General features: G+C 67.9%; 15 protein-coding genes. 8 read left to right on the top strand and 7 right to left on the bottom strand.

Annotated features, from left to right (window positions below):
• The first annotated feature begins 205 nt into the window (after positions 1-205).
• The 3 genes from AC3WVS_RS30090 (at position 206) to AC3WVS_RS30080 (ending at position 2,435) form a co-directional block, all read left to right on the top strand.
• Positions 206-697 (top strand): hypothetical protein, encoded by a 492-nt coding sequence (locus tag AC3WVS_RS30090; protein WP_492321565.1) that lies wholly within the window; start codon positions 206-208, stop codon positions 695-697.
• A 107-nt stretch (positions 698-804) separates the two neighbouring features.
• Positions 805-1,422: a LysE family translocator gene (locus AC3WVS_RS30085; protein ID WP_492321564.1), complete on the top strand. Its 618-nt coding sequence runs from the start codon at positions 805-807 to the stop codon at positions 1,420-1,422.
• Positions 1,423-1,709: 287 nt separating this feature from the next.
• Positions 1,710-2,435, top strand: a complete 726-nt coding sequence (locus AC3WVS_RS30080) for an aquaporin (protein ID WP_492321563.1) — start codon at positions 1,710-1,712, stop codon at positions 2,433-2,435.
• Here the strand turns inward: AC3WVS_RS30080 and AC3WVS_RS30075 are convergent.
• On the bottom strand, positions 2,419-4,239 hold the full coding sequence (locus AC3WVS_RS30075; protein ID WP_492321562.1) for a carbohydrate porin: 1,821 nt from the start codon (positions 4,237-4,239) through the stop codon (positions 2,419-2,421). The two genes, AC3WVS_RS30080 and AC3WVS_RS30075, sit on opposite strands and share 17 nt — an antisense overlap.
• 349 nt (positions 4,240-4,588) lie before the next feature.
• Here AC3WVS_RS30075 and AC3WVS_RS30070 point away from each other — a divergent pair, with 349 nt between their 5' ends.
• From AC3WVS_RS30070 to dinB, 3 genes are all read left to right on the top strand, one after another.
• Positions 4,589-5,725, top strand: a complete 1,137-nt coding sequence (locus AC3WVS_RS30070) for a TRAP transporter substrate-binding protein (RefSeq protein WP_492321561.1) — start codon at positions 4,589-4,591, stop codon at positions 5,723-5,725.
• Between the two features lie 151 nt (positions 5,726-5,876).
• Positions 5,877-6,782, top strand: a complete 906-nt coding sequence (gene rarD, locus AC3WVS_RS30065) for an EamA family transporter RarD (RefSeq protein WP_492321560.1) — start codon at positions 5,877-5,879, stop codon at positions 6,780-6,782.
• 53 nt (positions 6,783-6,835) lie between these two features.
• On the top strand, positions 6,836-7,915 hold the full coding sequence (dinB, locus tag AC3WVS_RS30060) for a DNA polymerase IV (protein WP_492321559.1): 1,080 nt from the start codon (positions 6,836-6,838) through the stop codon (positions 7,913-7,915).
• 74 nt (positions 7,916-7,989) lie between these two features.
• Here dinB and AC3WVS_RS30055 read toward each other — a convergent pair whose 3' ends face one another.
• The gene (locus tag AC3WVS_RS30055) at positions 7,990-9,006 is read right to left on the bottom strand and encodes a DUF2272 domain-containing protein (protein WP_492321558.1); all 1,017 of its coding nucleotides are present in this window, start codon (positions 9,004-9,006) and stop codon (positions 7,990-7,992) included.
• Between the two features lie 239 nt (positions 9,007-9,245).
• Positions 9,246-9,524, bottom strand: a complete 279-nt coding sequence (locus tag AC3WVS_RS30050) for an HU family DNA-binding protein (RefSeq protein ID WP_010811309.1) — start codon at positions 9,522-9,524, stop codon at positions 9,246-9,248.
• A 1,182-nt stretch (positions 9,525-10,706) separates the two neighbouring features.
• Here AC3WVS_RS30050 and AC3WVS_RS30045 point away from each other — a divergent pair.
• Positions 10,707-11,222, top strand: a complete 516-nt coding sequence (locus tag AC3WVS_RS30045; RefSeq protein ID WP_492321557.1) for an SET domain-containing protein — start codon at positions 10,707-10,709, stop codon at positions 11,220-11,222.
• A 43-nt stretch (positions 11,223-11,265) separates the two neighbouring features.
• Here AC3WVS_RS30045 and AC3WVS_RS30040 read toward each other — a convergent pair whose 3' ends face one another.
• The 4 genes from AC3WVS_RS30040 to phhA all read right to left on the bottom strand — a co-directional run bounded on the left by AC3WVS_RS30040 (position 11,266) and on the right by phhA (position 15,264).
• A complete protein-coding gene (locus AC3WVS_RS30040; RefSeq protein ID WP_492321556.1) occupies positions 11,266-12,894 on the bottom strand; it encodes a sensor histidine kinase N-terminal domain-containing protein in 1,629 nt (542 codons plus the stop codon).
• Positions 12,895-13,022: 128 nt separating this feature from the next.
• Complete coding sequence (locus AC3WVS_RS30035) at positions 13,023-13,727, bottom strand: response regulator transcription factor (protein ID WP_011616251.1); 705 nt, start codon at positions 13,725-13,727, stop codon at positions 13,023-13,025.
• 158 nt (positions 13,728-13,885) lie between these two features.
• Entirely contained in the window at positions 13,886-14,185 is a 300-nt protein-coding gene (locus AC3WVS_RS30030) for a 4a-hydroxytetrahydrobiopterin dehydratase (RefSeq protein WP_492321555.1), read from the bottom strand.
• A gap of 149 nt (positions 14,186-14,334) precedes the next feature.
• Entirely contained in the window at positions 14,335-15,264 is a 930-nt protein-coding gene (gene phhA, locus AC3WVS_RS30025; protein ID WP_492321554.1) for a phenylalanine 4-monooxygenase, read from the bottom strand.
• A 169-nt stretch (positions 15,265-15,433) separates the two neighbouring features.
• Between phhA and AC3WVS_RS30020 the strand changes: the two genes are divergently transcribed.
• Positions 15,434-15,919 carry an Lrp/AsnC family transcriptional regulator gene (locus AC3WVS_RS30020; protein WP_010811303.1) on the top strand — a complete coding sequence of 162 codons (486 nt, stop codon included), beginning with the start codon at positions 15,434-15,436 and terminating at the stop codon, positions 15,917-15,919.
• The last annotated feature ends 66 nt before the right edge of the window (positions 15,920-15,985 follow it).

Raw genomic sequence — 15,985 nt, 5'->3', positions numbered from 1 at the left:
CGCCGCAACGGCGTACACATCCCGGCTCAACGCCAGCAACGCGCAACAGCCAACCCAGAAGTAAATATCTTCTACTTGGCAGCCGATCTATGTATCTCTACGATGCCCTGATGCGCTGCCGCCCGGCGGCGCGGACCGAGCCGGCCAAGCCGCACCCATAACGCGGACACCCGGTCCAGGGCTTACTTTCTTACCGGGGGGTCTGATGGATACGTTGATCGGGACAAACAACCGCTGGCCGCCGCAGACTGCGGGCGACGAGCGCGGGTTGTGGAAGAGCACCATGGCCGCGGCCAGCCACGCGCTGGGAGCGGCGGGGCGGGTGCAGCAGGCGGTCTCGCAAACGCTGAAGCTGCAGCACAAGATCCGCGCGCTGCGCGACGAGCTGCACCAGATGGAGGCCGAGCGCGACGTCTACCGCGAGCTGCATGCGCGCACGGTCGAGGAGCTGCACCAGGCAATCGACCGCAGCCCGGCAGAGATCCGGCGGCTGCGCGCAGAGACCGAGGCCATGCAGGTGCGCCACCGCGCCTACAAGCTGCTGGTGCAGCACTACATGCGCCTGGGCGCGCCGATCGATCCCGCGGCCTTTGCCGAGCAGCGCAGCCGCGTGCAGCAGCACATCCTGTTCCAGCGCCGCAAGGGCATTCCGGTGGCACAGATCCGCGTCGAGGACATCGCGTTCCTGCTGCGCTGAAGCGCGTTGCGGCGGTGAAGCCATTCCCTTTGCCGCGATAAGCCAGGCTGCACTAACATGGCGGCGGCGAAGCATCCCGCGCTCGCATCCAACACTGCCAGGCCGCCATGTTCGACATCCAGAACTACATCAGCTTCGTGCTCGCCATCCTGGTGTTCCAGCTGATCCCCGGGCCGGGCACGATCGCCATTCTCAACGCCACCGCGCGCAATGGCGTGGCGGCCGGCATGGGAGCGGTCTGCGGCACGCTGCTGGGCGACCTCGTGTACATGCTCGCCGCGGTGGCGGGACTGGCGGCGGTGATGCAGGCCAATCCGCTTTTGTTCCACGGCTTGCAATGGTTCGGTGCCGCGTACCTGTGCTGGATGGGTGTGCAGCTGCTGCGTACGCGCTTTGCCACCGCCGGCGCGCCCGAGCCGCGCAAGTCCGCGCGCGTATACCTGCGCCAGGGCTTCACGGTGAGCCTGACCAACCCCAAGGTGGTGCTGTTCTTCGTCGCGTTCTTCCCGCTGTTCCTGCGCCCGGATGCGTCGCCGGCCACGCTGGCGGCGATGATGGCCCACGTCACGGTGCTCAGCCTTGCCTACCAGGCAGCGCTGGTGCTGGCGGGCAACGCAGTGGCCAGCCGGCTGCGGGCGCTGCCGTTCGCGCGCACGCTGGCAACGCGACTGGCCGGGATCGCGCTGGTCGGCTTCGGCCTGCGGCTGGCGGCCAGCAACCGGTAACGGCCCGCGGCCAGGGCGGCGATTCGATACCGCGCGTCTGCACACAACAAAGCGGCCACGCATTGACGCGCTCCATGCGCGAGCGGAACACTGTCGCGTCCGCGCTCACCGCGTGCGCGCGGGCTTGCTACTGAACCGCCACCGTTCGAGGCGTCGTCTCAGGCGACGTTGTCCATCTTGCCGCTGCACGTTTTCCTTACTGCCTTTGCCGCGACCTCGCGGCCGCTCTCGTATCCCGTTCGTTGCTCCGCTTTATCGCTGCCGCGCGCCGTCAACGGAGCGCAGCGATGAGTACGCTCGCACGCCGCCTGGTGGCCGAAGGCCTGGGCACGGCGCTGCTGGTGGCGATCGTGGTGGGCTCCGGCATCCGTGCCGAGCGCCTCGCCGCAGGCGACACCGCACTGGCGTTGCTGGCCAATTCGCTGGCCACCGGGGCTGGGCTGGTGGCCTTGCTGGTGTCGCTGGGCCCGGTCTCGGGCGGGCATTTCAACCCGGTGGTGAGCCTGTCGGCGCTGCTGCAGGGCACGCTGCCGCCGCGCGATGCGCTGCGCTATGTGATGGTGCAGGTGGCGGGCGGCGTCTGCGGCGTGCTGGCCGCCCATGCGATGTTCGGCGAGCCGGCGCTGGCCTGGTCGGCGCAGAGCCGCACCGGCGCGGCGATGTGGTGGAGCGAGTGCGTGGCCACCTTCGGCCTGGTCGGCGTGGGCATCGGCACGCTGCGCAGCCGGCCGCAGCTGGTGCCGTTCGTGGTGGCAGGCTATATCACCGCGGGCTACTGGTTCACGTCGTCGACCTCGTTTGCCAACCCGGCACTGACCATCGCCTGCGCGCTGACCGATACCTTTACCGGGATCCGGCCGCAGGACGTGCCGGGCTTCGTGCTGGCCCAGATCGGCGGCGGGCTGGCAGCCACGCTGCTGTTCCACTGGCTGTGCCGCAAACCCGCTGCGGCCGCCACGGCGCAGGCCGACTGGCGCCCTGCGCCCGCCAGCGCCCCTACCAGCGCCGATTGAGCTGCACGCCGAAGATCGAGCCGCTCGCCTGCGAGGCCCACGCGTCGGCCGGCGCGGTGTAGCCGATGCCGTCGACGTCGCTGGCACGGCTATAGGTGTAGAAGGCGCGCAGGTTGGCATTGCCGGCCGACTTGCCCAGCGTCAGCGTGGGCGCCACGGTCAGCGCGGTGCGCTGGCCGCTGACGCCGAAGCCGGACGAGATCTGGTCGTGCGAGACCTCGAAGTTCAGGCGGAACTGGTTGCTGGCAACGTAGGCAGGACGCAAGCGCGTGGTGGTCCACTGCAGCGTGCCGACCGGCGACCGGTCGAACTGCAGGCTTTGCTCCACCGCGCCGCTCAGCCCTGAACGGCCCTTCCATTCCATCGATTCCGCCACGCGCGTGCGCGACAGCGCCGGTCCCATGCCGGTGTAGCCGGTCATGGCGGTGCGCGATCCCGATCCGAACTGCACCCCGAGCCGGTTGGTGCCGAACAGCACGCCCTTCTGCTCGTGCAACGCAGACGCCCACCATGCACCGCCGGGGTCTTCCACCAGCGGCTGCGCCTCCACCCGCGTGAAGCCGAGCTGGATCGAACCCTGTTCGTTGGTATTGATGGGCGCGGTGCGCAGCGAGTGGTAGCTGGGCAGGTTCTGGCCGTTCTGGTCGGCGCGCGCGGTGTACTGGTAGCTCAGGCCGATATCGCCGATCACCTTGGCGTTGTCGACACCGAAGCGCATCGCCGTGGAATTGGGCGGCAGCAGGCCGGACGACAGCAGGAACGGCGCATTGTCGCGCCGGCCGGCCCACATGGTGGCGCCGTCCAGCACCGCCAGGCCGCTGACGGCGGTATAGAACTGCGGCACCAGGGCGTAGGGATCGATCGCCGCGGGGCGGCCATTGACCGTGGTGGCGTCGGTGCCGCGCGCCTGCGCGATCAGCATCACCTGCGCGCCGCCATCCAGGTCCAGCACCGATTCGCGGATCTTGACCTCGCCGGCGCTGCGGCAGGCCAGCCCGTTGCCGATACCGGTGGAAAGCGCGCCGCCGGGGCAGGCGCGCATGGTGGCCGGGCGTTCCTCGGCCGCGGCGCGGCCGCTGTAGCCGAGGCGCCACACGGAATCCCCGGCGGGGTCGTCGGCGGGCAGCTGCGAGTGCAGTACCGGCGGGGCGTCCGGCGGTGTGCCACCGGTGGTGCTGTCCGCCGGCTCGGCGGGCGCCTCGGCCTGGAACTGGCCGAGCCGGGGCGGGAACAGCACCAGTGGCGGCGGCGGCTGGGGTGGCGGTTCAGGCGGTCCGACGAAGCTCGGGTCGGCAGCGGGGCTGGTGCCGGCCAGGGTTGCCGGCGCGCTGCCGTCAGGCTGCACGCCGGGCTGAGCAGCCGGCTCGCCCGTGGTGCCTGGCGCCGGTGCCGCTGGCACGGTCACGCTGGCCGCAGGTGCCGCTTCGCCGGCGATCAGCGCCGCCAGCGGATCCTCCGTGCTTGCCGTGGCCGGCGTGGCAGCAGGCCCGGCGGCTAGCGCCGAACCAGCGGTCACCACCGGCGGCACCGCCGGGCGCGGTTCGATGCGGGGCGGCGGGGTGGTCGCGCTGGTCGTCGCATCCCCGGTCTGCGCGCACGCGACCAGGCCCCACGCGGCCAGCACGGCAAAACCGAGGCGGCGCAGGGGCAGGCCATCGCGTCCGGCAGGGCCGGGACAAAGCGGGATGGCGGGAATTCGACGGGAGACTGGCGGCAATTCGGACAGCAATTCAGTCAAGCAACAACGATGGCCGGAGCAGGCAAGGGCTCCGGAGGCGGGACTGTTTTTTATCAGCCGACCCATTTGACCGCAAGCCGGGTTACAAAATCCATCACACTGTGCGCCGTCTCACAATGCGAAAAACCCCGGGATATGGCGCGATTGACTAGCGAAAACCCGCACTTGCGCGATACCCCGTGGCGAAAGAGCCACCGCTATAATCGGCTGGCTTGTCTTTCGGGTAAGACAGCCCTTTGCCGTGGCCCGCGACCGGCGCCAGGCATGCAGGGCACGCCGCCGTGCCCGTTCGCAACAGGCACAGCGTTGCGCAAGCCGCTGTACCCCGGCGGCTGGTGCGTCACGGTCCGGCGCGCGGCATCATGCAAGCCGCGAGCCTGCATCCGAATCAATATCTATAAGAGGAGAAGTGGAGATGGAACGTCGTTCCTTTCTGTTGAAAGCGTCGGCCGTGGCCGCCACGGGGGCACTGGCCGCGTGCGGCAAGGGTGAAGAGAAGGCAGCACCTGCCGCCGCCAGCGGCCCGGCAGCGCCGGCCGTGGTCGGCAGCAACCCGGCCGTGGAATGGCGCCTGGCCTCGAGCTTCCCCAAGTCGCTCGACACCATCTACGGCGGTGCCGAGCTGCTGTCGGCCCGCGTCAAGGAACTGACCGACGGCAAGTTCAACATCAAGGTGTTTGCCGCCGGTGAAATCGTGCCGGGCCTGCAGGTGCTGGACGCGGTGCAGAACAACACCGTGCAGATCGGCCACACCGCCGGCTACTACTACTTCGGCAAGAACCCGACGCTGTGCTTTGACACCACCATCCCGTTCGGCCTGACCGCACGCCAGCAGAACGCCTGGATGATGCAGGGCAACGGCATGAAGCTGATGCGCGAGTTCTTCAAGGAATACAACGTCGTCAACTTCCTGGGCGGCAACACCAATGCACAGATGGGCGGCTGGTTCCGCAAGGAAATCAAGACCGTGGCCGACCTGCAGGGCCTGAAGTACCGCATCGCCGGCTTTGCCGGCGTGGTGCTGTCGCGCCTGGGCGTGGTGCCGCAGCAGATCGCCGGCGGCGACATCTACCCGGCGCTGGAAAAGGGCACCATCGACGCGGCCGAGTGGGTGGGCCCGTACGATGACGAGAAGCTGGGCTTCTACAAGGTGGCGCCGTACTACTACTACCCGGGCTGGTGGGAAGGCAGCGCGCAGCTGTCGTTCTACGCCTCGGCCACCGAGTACGAGAAGCTGCCGGCGCTGTACAAGCGCGCGCTGGAAACCGCCACCATCGAGGCGCACACCAACATGATGGCCAAGTACGACACGGTCAACCCGCAGGCGCTGGCGCGCCTGCTGGAAAACGGCGTCAAGCTGCGCCCGTTCTCCAAGGAGATCATGGAGGCCTGCTTCAAGGCGACCCAGGAATCCTACGCCGACGAAACCGCCAAGAACCCGTCGTTCAAGAAGATCTACGACGACTGGCGCGTGTTCCGCAACAACCAGGCCGCCTGGTTCAACGTGGCCGAACAGGGCTTCGCCCAGTTCAGCTTCGCGCGCAAGCTGTAAGCGGCACACTGCCCCGGCCGCCCCGGGGCCTGCCGCAAACCCCATGTTCCCTCGGGAGCATGGGGTTTTTTGTTGGCCACGGCAGGCGGGCGCCCGTCGGGCGGGGATCGCGCGGCGCCGGTAGAATCGCCGGCATCTACCGGAAATCCCTATGCAACTCGGCATTCTCTACGCCCTCCTGGCCTACGTCATCTGGGGGCTGCTCCCGCTCTATATCAAATCGCTGCCCGGCATTGCACCGCTGGAGATCCTGCTGCACCGGATGGTGTGGTCGCTGGTATTCCTCGGCCTGATCCTGACCTGGCGGCACCAGTGGGCGTGGCTGGGCCGGGTGCTCAGGGACCGGCGCCTGCTGCTGTCGTTCGGCGCCAGCGCGGCGCTGCTGTGCGCCAACTGGTTCCTCTACATCTGGGCGGTGTCGGCCAACCGCGTGGTCGATGCCAGCCTGGGCTACTTCATCAACCCGCTGTTCAGCGTGCTGCTGGGCGTGGTGTTCCTGCACGAGCGGCTGCGCCGGGTGCAATGGCTGTCGATCGCGGTAGCCGCCGCCGGGGTGGCCTGGCTGACGGTGGCGGCAGGCCAGCTGCCGTGGATCGCGCTGGGGCTGGCGGCCAGTTTCGGCGGCTATGGCCTGCTGCGCAAGACTGGCGCGCTGGGTGCGCTGGAAGGGCTGTCGCTGGAGACGCTGCTGCTGTTCCCGCTGGCCGCGGCGGCACTGGCCTGGCTGTTCGCCACCGGCCAGGACAGCTTCACCCACGCAGCGCCGGGTACGCAGTGGCTGCTGCTGCTGGCCGGGCCGGTCACGGCGGTGCCGCTGCTGTTCTTTGCGGCCGGCGCGCGGCGCATTCCGCTGTCGTTGCTGGGCCTGCTGCAGTACACCGGGCCGACGCTGCAGCTGCTGCTGGGCGTGTGGCTGTGGAACGAGCCGTTCCCGGCGCAGAAGCAGGTCGGCTACGCGCTGATCTGGCTGTCGCTGGCCTTGTATGCGGCCGAGGGGCTATGGATGAATGCGCGGCAGAAGCCCACCATCATCCAATCGATCAATGAAACCAACTAAAAATCAAACCATTTCATTCGTCACACGGATAACCAATACGGTGCCTGGCCACCATGTCCGCCCCGCCTGATGCCACTCCCTCGGTCCAGCGCAAGATCATCCATTGCGACTGCGACTGCTTCTACGCCTCGGTCGAGATGCGCGACGACCCCTCGCTGCGCGGCCGCCCGATGGCCGTGGGCGGCTCGCCCGACCGGCGAGGGGTGATTGCCACCTGCAACTACGAAGCGCGCGCCTTCGGCGTGCGTTCGGCGATGCCGTCGGCACAGGCGCTCAAGCATTGCCCGGACCTGCTGATCGTGCGCCCGGCGATGGACAAGTACCGCGAGGTCTCGCGCCGGATCTTCGCGATCTATCGCGAATACACCGCGCTGGTCGAACCGCTGTCGCTGGACGAGGCCTACCTGGACGTGAGCCTCTGCACCCGCCACGCCGGCAGCGCCACCCGCATCGCCGAGGAAATCCGCCAGCGTGTGCGCGATGAAGTGGGGGTGACGGTGTCGGCCGGGGTGGGGCCGAGCAAGTTCGTGGCCAAGATCGCCAGCGACTGGAACAAACCCGACGGGCTGTTCGTGGTCAAGCCGGCGGCGGTCGATGGCTTTGTCGCCGCGCTGCCGGTGGAGCGCATCCACGGCGTGGGCAAGGTCACCGCGGCCAAGCTGCGGCGCCTGGGTGCCGAGACCTGCGGCGACCTGCGGCCGTGGTCGCCGGACCGGCTGCACCGCGAGTTCGGGGTCTTCGGGGCGCGGCTCTACAAGCTGTGCCGCGGCGTCGACGAGCGCGAGGTCACGCCCGAGCGCGAGCGCAAGTCGATCAGCGTGGAAGAGACCTATGCCGACGACCTGCCCGACCTGCAGGCCTGCATGGCCGAGCTGGAACCGCTGATCGCCATGCTCGAAGCCCGCATCGACCGGGCTCAGGCACACGACACCATCGACAAGCTGACCGTGAAGCTGCGCTTCTCTGACTTCCGCCAGACCACGGTGGAATGCCGCGGCCACGCGCCGGACCGCACCGTCTACGCGCGCCTGCTGGCCGAGGGCCATGCGCGCCGGGGCTTGCCGGTGCGGCTGCTGGGGGTGGGGGTAGGGACCAGCGACCGGGATACGTCGCAACTGGAACTGTTCGACTAACCGCATGATTATTCCCGCGAATAATCAACGCAGATAAAATCAGGACACACTGATAAATCACATCAATAAACCAGCTACTGCAGGTCGTTGCGCATCACCAGCAGCCACGGCATATGCGAATTGGTGACGCCGTCGAGCCGGCCCGAGTCGCCCAGCTCGATCTCCTCCATCGACACCGACTGCTGGACATTGCCGCCGATGGCACGCACCACGCGCGTTGCCGGATCCACGCCGACCACGATGTCGCAATGCATGGGGGTGGTGCCGAAGCCGATTTCGGCGATGTCCTCGAGATAGCGGTCGCGCCCGCGCCCGGCGCAGATGATGTCGCCGGGCCTGGGCATGGCGGGCACGGGCTCGATATGGAAGGCTGGCCTGGGCAGGATGCCGTCGCGGGCATCGACCACGTACATCGAGTGCGACTGCCCGGTCAGGAACTGGCGCTCGTCCAGCCCCGCCTTGCGCAGCACCCATGAGATAAACACCGCCGACCAGGCCCAGGACCCCTGCGTCACCTGCCGGCACCCGGGCGCTTCGCCGACGATGCCCCAGTAGCGGCGCGCCAGCGAGCAGCCCAGGGGCGTGGCTTCCATGCCGGTGCCGTCCGGAAAGGACAGGCAGCTGGCGGCGGGTGGCGGATTGCCGTTGGTCTTGGATTCGGTGTCGGTGGTGGCGGCAGCGGGTGCCCCGGCCTCCGCGGGGGAAGCTGGCTGGGCCTCCGGGATCTCTGGCAGTGGCGCAGGCAGTTCCGGTGCGGGCACCGGGCTGTAGGTGACGCAGGAGGTGTCGTCCCGGCCCAGCCGCACCACCTGCCCGCCCCAGCGGGCCCATTCCTGCGTGGCGATCTCGACGATGCGTTCGCGCGGCGTGGCGCCCGGGCGCGTCACCGGCCTTTCGGTGTCGGGCAGGGCGCTCGCCTGCGGCCGCACCGGCTCGCTGACGGTGGTGCAGGCACTCAGCAGTGCCAGCGCCACGGCAACGCAGGCCGCGCGCATGGCGCCTGCAGCCTGTGGAGAAAGCTGTGGAACCGGCTGTGGAAAGCGCTGTGCATAACGCTGTGGAGATCTGCGGCGCGGCGGACGGGCAAGCATGGAGGCCCCATGTGGCACGGCACCCGGTCCGGCCTGTCACGGCCACGGCTGGACGCCTGTTGGAAGACTTCGCGCGCGATCGCCCCGATGGCGGACTCAGCGATGCGGCGGATACTGCAGAAAATCAGCTTACTGCTGTGGATAACGTCCCCCGCCTGGCGCTCGCCTGCACCCTCGGGCACCGGGCGGCGGCATGGCGGGGTCTGACAATTCGGGCCCTGCAGTGCAGCCCGTCAGGCTCACTGGTTGACAGCGTCCTTGAACTTCTGGCCAGCCTTGAACTTCACGGTCTTGGCTGCTTCGACCTTGATTTCTTCGCCGGTACGCGGGTTGCGCGCCATGCGCTCGCCACGCTCGCCCTTGCTGAACGTGCCAAAGCCGATGAGGCTCAGCGTTTCGCCCTTGGCCACGGCGTCCATGATGGCCGACAGGGTCACGTTCAGTGCCTGTTCCGCCTTGGACTTGGTCAGACCGTCCACCCCGGCTGCGATAGCGTCGATCAGTTCGGTTTTCGTCATGCTTCACTCCGTATCGAGTTGATAAAACACAGGCGTCCGCATGCCGGACGGCCTGACTGGCACCGCTCCGGCAAAGACGCCGCGGGCCACATGATACCGTGTCGGACAAGGCGCACCGGGAACAGATTGTTACCTGGCAGTTTCCGCGAGGCCGCGCCAGACTGGGCTTCGCGGCAAATCGACGCAGCTGGGTACAGCCATCGCAAGCGGCGGAAGGTGACGAAAGCGCCCTAAGCTGACAGGGCAGAGCACCCAGGCCGCGCAGGCGCGATGGCGCGCGGGCCGGGTGCCTGTGCCCTCACCCATCCCTCACCAGAGGCTCTCAGAGGCCCTCTGCGCACGCCGAGGCGTTTGGACAGGCCTGTAGAGCCAGCGACGGCTAGAAGCGCTTGCAGACGCTCTGGCAGCCTCGGAGGCACCGGCTGCACTATGTTGCATGTTGTCGGATCACCGGGCCTGACAGCGAACAGAGCAGCTATTCAGGGTATGCATGGCGCCTTGCAGGATCGGTTTACGGACCGGCTCCAGATACTGTCTGGCAGCGTATACGCGCAAGTCGGTGTGATTGGGCGTATACGCCCGAGGTATACGCCCAATCCAAACCCAAAACCACAAAGTTTCGCGCTATCGCGACGTTTCCGGTCCCGGCCATTCGGATGATGCCTTGGGGGGCATTCTGTTGCCGACGCCGTTGGTTCGTTCTTTCGGTTTACCTTTTTCTTTCATGTATACAAATAGTAGTAGTAAGTAAACACCCGCCCCTGCTGTGGAAAACCACGTAAACGTCTTTCGGTTCAACGGTTTACGTAAACGAGAAGTGGTCGTATCCAATGTTGGTCGAGGTGGATGACTCAGCCATCCGGAGGAGGCCAGTGCCGCAAGCCCTCCGACTTATGCCTGAGGCATCCCCATGCCAGCCCCAGGCAGCCCACATCCAATCCGCGTGCTTGTCCACAGTTCGAGGCGGGGTTATCCACACGCGGGGACGTAAACGGGCGGCGGCTGAGGCGGAAACGGGGTGCCGTATACGTGCCAATTGCAACCAAGGCGTATACGGTGAGGTCGCCGGAAGGGGTGTTACGTATACGTGTCACGGTTGCACCGGTATCATCCCCGCTCGCGCCGGAACGGCCGGCACAGCGGGCCACTCAGGCACAACAGGCGACGAGCACGGAAAGGCAAATGGCGGACAAGGCAAAGCGCAAGGCAGCGGACGAGGGCAAGAAGAAGACGGCGAGCGACCGGATCGAGGTGCGCCAGTCAGGCGTGCACGGCAAGGGGGTCTATGCGATCGGCCAGATCGCCGAAGGCGAACGCGTGATCGAGTACAAGGGCGAGCATATTTCGTGGAAGAAGGCGCTGGAGCGCCATCCGCACGATCCCAGCGATCCCAACCACACTTTCTACTTCAGCCTGGACGACGGCAGCGTGATCGACGCCAAGTACGGCGGCAACCGCGCGCGCTGGATCAACCACGCCTGCGAACCCAATTGCGAGGCGCGCGAGAAGAAGGGCCGCGTGTTTATCCACGCGCTGCGCGACATTGCCCAGGGCGAGGAGTTGTTCTACGACTACGGCCTGGTCATCGACGCGCGCTATACCGCCAAGCTGAGGAAGGAATTCGAGTGCCGCTGCGGCAGCCCGCAATGCCGCGGCACCATGCTGGCACCGAAGGAAAAGAAGAAGAAGGCCAAGTAAGGCGCGCGTCCCAACCCGCGCCGCCGCCAGCGCAGCGGCGGGTTCAGGCCACCGATCCTGGTGGTTCGCAGGGGATCCGGATCACGAAGCGCATGGTCGGCCGCCGTTCGGGCGCGCCGTCCGCGGCCGGTGCATCGCCGGCCGCACCTGGAACCGGCGGCACGTCCTCGATGCGGATGGTGCCCTGGTGCAGCGTCACGATCTCATGGACGATGGCCAGCCCCAGCCCGGCGCCGCCGCTGTTGGCCGCCCGCCCGCCGCCCGGCTCGGGGGCGCGGTCGCCGCGGAAGAAGCGCTTGAAGACTTCCTCGCGCCGCTGCGGCGGGATGCCGGGGCCGTTGTCTTCGACCATCACCACCGCCATGCCGCGGTGACCCATGGCCTCGCCGCCGGCGCGCACCGTGATGCGCCCGCCCGCGGGCACGTACTTCACCGCGTTGTCGATCAGGTTGGACAGGGCCTCGCGCATCAGCAGCCGGTTGCCGCGCACCACCGCGGGCGCGCTGCCGGTGAAGGTGGGGCCGGGCAGGATCTCGAAGCCCAGGTCGATGCGTTGCGCCAGCGCCTGCGGCACCCACTCGGCGCCGATCTCGAAGGCCAGCTCGGCCAGGTCGAAGTGTTCCACCGGCCCGAGACGCTCCAGCGACAGCCCCGGCTCGGCGCGCGCCAGCGACAGCAGCTGGTTGGACAGCCGTACCGCGCGGTCGGCGGCGGTCTGCACCTCGCGCAGCGCATGCCGGGCGACTTCCAGCGAATCGGCTTCCTGGGCCCGGTCGGCATGCAGCTTGACCGCGGTCAGCGGGGTGCGCAGCTGGTGCGCGGCATCGGCAATGAACTTGCGTTGCGCGTCGAGCGCGTCGCGCAGCCGCGCCAGCAGCGCATTGAGGCCGCGGATCAGCGGCGCCACCTCGGCCGGCACCTGGGTCTCGTCGAGCGCGGCGAGTGAACGGGCAGTCTGCCGGTTGAGCTTGTCGGCGAGGATCTGCAGCGGCACCAGCTCTTCCTTGAGCACGTGCGACAGGATCAGGCTGCCGACCAGCAGCAGCAGGATCAGCGGCACCGACACCGACAGCAGGATCTCGTTGGCTGCGGTCTCGCGCCGGTCCAGCAGCTCCGCCACCTCCACCACGATCGGCCCGCGCGCGGGTTTGCCGGCCTCGCTGGTGCCGAGTTCGTCCACCGCGGCGCTGGGCAGCATCACCGGCAGCCGCACCGCGCGCACCTGGCGGCCGCTGAACCAGGCGTAGAACAGGCGTGCATCGTGCAGCGTGGTCTGGCCGGTGCCGTAGCCCAGCCAGGTGTCCATGCCGCCGATCAGCCCGTCGGGGCCGTGGATGCGCCAGTAGATGCGGTCGGTGCCCTCGGCCTCGACCAGCGTCTGCGCGATCATCGGGATGTCCTGCTCCAGGCGCGGGCCGGCAATGCGGATCTGCTGGGCGATGTTGTTGGCCACGCCATACAGCGCGCGGTCGAACACCTGCGTGGTGTAGTGCGCCGCCAGCCAGTACGACAGCGAGCCGCTGGTCAGCACCAGTGCAAACAGCGGCGTGGCCAGTGCGCGCAGCAGGTGCGCGCGCAGGCTGATGTTGGAGCCGGGGCGGGAGGCCTGGCGCGTCGCCGCGGGCGCAGGGGTGTTGCCGGCGGCGTCAGCGGCGGCGGAAGCCGGGGGCACGTTCCGCGTTGCGATGCGGGAGGCCGTGCGCCAGGAAACCCGGGAGGAGGTGCGGGAGCGAGGCCACATTGCCGGCTAGGCCGAAAGGCAGGGCCGCGTGTCGGATAACCGCGGCGGCCGGAGCGGTTTCATTGTCCGGCGCGGATCTGCAGCAGGTAGCCGAAGCCGCGCACGGTGACGATCTCGACATCGCTGTCCTCGAGCTTCTTGCGCACGCGGTGCACATAGACCTCGATCGCGGTGTCGCCCACGGTGTCGCCGCCTTCGCCGGCGGGGTGGGCAAAGGTGGCCAGGTGGTCCTGCAGCTGCGCCTTGCTGACCACGCGGCCCTGGCGCTGCAGCAGCAGCTCCAGCACCGCGAACTCGCGCGGCGACAGCTCCAGCGGGCGGGCGTCGATAAACATGCGGCGGTCGTTGCCCGACAGCCGCAGGCGCCCCAGGCGCACGTCGCGCTCGGGGGCGGCCTCGCCGTGCTGGCTGCGGCGCAGCAGCACGCGCACGCGCGCTTCCAGCTCGGGCAGGGCGAACGGTTTGATCAGGTAGTCGTCGGCGCCGGCGTTCAGGCCCGAGAGCTTGTCTTCCAGCTCGTCGCGCGCGGTCAGGATGATGACCGGGGTGGTGCGGTTGCGGGCGCGGTAGCGCGCCAGCAGGGTCATGCCGTCGATGCCGGGCAGGCCCAGGTCCAGGATGACCAGGTCGTGCTGCTCGCGCAGCAGGTGTTCGGTGGCATAGACGCCGTCGTGGACGACGCGCATCTGGTGGCCAGCGCGGGACAGGCCGGCTTCGACGCCGCTGGCAATCTGGCGGTCGTCCTCGATCAGCAGGATACGCATGGCGGCAGTTCGGGCAGGAAGTTGGGCATGGCTGGAGGGAAGGCCTCTTGGCGCACACGGGAGGTGCGGGCCTGCCGCAGATTGTACTAGCCGCAGGCCTCCGCTTCCTTACGGATTGCCTACATCGGCCCGATCCGGCGCTGCCGCCGCGCCCGCGCTTAGTCCGTCACCGCGTCGGCGGCGCGCTCGATGAAGTGGGCCAGGTCGATGTCGCGCTGGGTCAGGCCGTTGGCATCGTGCGTGGACAGCGTGATGTCGACGCGGTTGTAGACGTTGAACCATTCCGGGTGGTGGTCGGCTTTCTCGGCCTGGATCGCCACGCGCGTCATGAAGCCGAAGGCGGCATTGAAGTCATGGAAGGTGAAGCGCTTGAAGATCGCGTCGCGGTCCGGGACGGTGGTCCAGCCGGGCAGGTCTGCCAGCAGCGTGACACGGGCTTGCGGGGAAAGAGGGGTCATAAGGGGCTCGATCTGGTCGTAACGAAAACGAAGGCCGCAAATCAATGCGGACAGCCGGCCCGCCCGCGCCGTGGCGGCGGGCATGCCGGCATTGTTTCACAAAGCGGGAAGCGGGGCAGCGCGCCCCGGGTTTGCCGGCGAGGGCCGGATCAGATGTCTTCGGTGTCGGCCCAGCCTTCACGGGTGCCGACATTGAGCACCTGGTCGCCCGGGGCCACGTCGCCCGCGCCCAGCGTCGGCTGCGCGCGCAGTTCTTCGTACAGCGGCGCAAAGTCCGGCCGGGTGGCGTCGAACAGCTGTTCGAAGCTGTCGATCACGAAGTAGGTCTTCTGGAAGGTGTCGATGCGGTAGCGCGTGCGCATGATGCGGCGCACATCGAAGCCGATCCGGTTGGGGCTGGCCGAATCCAGGCTGTAGATCGACTCGCCCTGGCTCGACAGGATGCCCGCGCCGTAGATGCGCAGGCCCTGCGGCGTGCGGATCAGGCCGAATTCAACCGTGTACCAGTACAGCCGCGACAGCATGTCCAGCGCGCCCAGCCCGTTCGCCTTCAGCCCGCCCTTGCCGTAGGCCTCCATATAGTCGGCGAAGACCGGGTTGATCAGCAGCGGCACATGGCCGAACACGTCGTGGAAGCAGTCCGGCTCCTGCAGGTAGTCCAGCTGCTCGGGCTTGCGCATCCACCAGCTGGCCGGGAAGCGGCGGTTGGCCAGGTGTTCGAAGAACACCTGGTCCGGCACCAGGCCGGGAACGGCCACGACCTGCCAGCCGGTGGCGCGCATCAGGGTTTCATTGAGCTGGTCGAAATCGGGGACGCGGTCCTTGTCCATGCCCAGCGTGGCCAGGCCCTGCAGGAATTCATCGCTGACACGGCCCTGCAGCATCGCGGCCTGGCGTTCGTACAGCTTGCGCCAGATGGCGTGGTCGGTGCTGGTGTAGCGGTGCACCGGCTGGGCGATGGTGAAGTCGGGGCGCAGTTCCTGGCCGGACAGCAGGCCGGCGTCGAACTGTTCCTTGAGCTTGTCGGTCAGGGTGCCCTGGAAGGCGCCGGGGGCTTCGGTGGCCGTGGCGATGGACATGGTGCGCGTCTCCTTGTAATGCGTGCTTGCTGCATCGGCGGCAGCATGAATGCGGATTTACTGCGTAGTTTAGACAGCCAGGCGCGCAGAATGGCCGCAAAATCCGCTTGTTTTGGTGCGGCGGCGCATATAATGTGCATCGTTCAAATAAAGAGTGCGGGATTTGTGTATGACTGCCTCCGGCGTCTCCCTGGACCCCTTCGACCTCGCGCTGCTGGCCGTCCTGCAGGCCGACGGCCGCACCACCCACCAGCAGCTGGCCGAACGCGTGCACCTGTCGCCCAGCCAGGTCGGGCGCCGGCTGGCGCGGCTGGAAGCCGACGGCGTCATCACCGGCTACCGCGTCAACCTGTCATCGCAGGCGCTGGGCCTGGGGGTGATGGTCTTTATCAGCGTCAAGCTGGCCCACCATGCCGACACCATCATCGAACGCTTCCGCGAAGAGATCCTGCTGCTGGAAGAGGTGCAGGAGTGCTATTCGGTGGCCGGCGAGGCTGACTACCTGATCCGCGTGGTCGTGCCCGACCTGCCCACGCTGGCCGAATTCACCATGAAGCGGCTGATGCGCGTGCCCGGCGTGGAAAGCGTGCGTTCGAATATCGTCCTGACCGCGATCAAGTGCGACGGGCCGCTGCCGCTGTCGCACCTGCGCTGAATCTTTTCCTGCGGCGCGTTGCAGGTTTGCGTGCCGGTCTTGCGCTCCTGTGGCGTGCGTGTCACC

The sequence above is a fragment of the Cupriavidus sp. CPT47-8839-RL05A genome (assembly GCF_058792255.1).
The sequence above is the reverse complement of the archived record's forward strand: the minus strand, read 5'-3'. Positions and strand labels throughout refer to the sequence as shown.

Bases quoted from the DNA above. Each gene is read 5' to 3' on its own strand.
- rarD (WP_492321560.1), top strand. From the start codon at position 5,877: ATGCAACTCGGCATTCTCTACGCCCTCCTGGCCTACGTCATCTGGGGG.
- AC3WVS_RS30050 (WP_010811309.1), bottom strand. From the start codon at position 9,524: ATGACGAAAACCGAACTGATCGACGCTATCGCAGCCGGGGTGGACGGT.
- AC3WVS_RS30045 (WP_492321557.1), top strand. From the start codon at position 10,707: ATGGCGGACAAGGCAAAGCGCAAGGCAGCGGACGAGGGCAAGAAGAAG.
- AC3WVS_RS30035 (WP_011616251.1), bottom strand. From the start codon at position 13,727: ATGCGTATCCTGCTGATCGAGGACGACCGCCAGATTGCCAGCGGCGTC.
- AC3WVS_RS30090 (WP_492321565.1), top strand. From the start codon at position 206: ATGGATACGTTGATCGGGACAAACAACCGCTGGCCGCCGCAGACTGCG.
- AC3WVS_RS30080 (WP_492321563.1), top strand. From the start codon at position 1,710: ATGAGTACGCTCGCACGCCGCCTGGTGGCCGAAGGCCTGGGCACGGCG.
- dinB (WP_492321559.1), top strand. From the start codon at position 6,836: ATGTCCGCCCCGCCTGATGCCACTCCCTCGGTCCAGCGCAAGATCATC.
- phhA (WP_492321554.1), bottom strand. From the start codon at position 15,264: ATGTCCATCGCCACGGCCACCGAAGCCCCCGGCGCCTTCCAGGGCACC.
- AC3WVS_RS30075 (WP_492321562.1), bottom strand. From the start codon at position 4,239: ATGGGTCGGCTGATAAAAAACAGTCCCGCCTCCGGAGCCCTTGCCTGC.
- AC3WVS_RS30070 (WP_492321561.1), top strand. From the start codon at position 4,589: ATGGAACGTCGTTCCTTTCTGTTGAAAGCGTCGGCCGTGGCCGCCACG.
- AC3WVS_RS30020 (WP_010811303.1), top strand. From the start codon at position 15,434: ATGACTGCCTCCGGCGTCTCCCTGGACCCCTTCGACCTCGCGCTGCTG.
- AC3WVS_RS30085 (WP_492321564.1), top strand. From the start codon at position 805: ATGTTCGACATCCAGAACTACATCAGCTTCGTGCTCGCCATCCTGGTG.
- AC3WVS_RS30055 (WP_492321558.1), bottom strand. From the start codon at position 9,006: ATGCTTGCCCGTCCGCCGCGCCGCAGATCTCCACAGCGTTATGCACAG.
- AC3WVS_RS30030 (WP_492321555.1), bottom strand. From the start codon at position 14,185: ATGACCCCTCTTTCCCCGCAAGCCCGTGTCACGCTGCTGGCAGACCTG.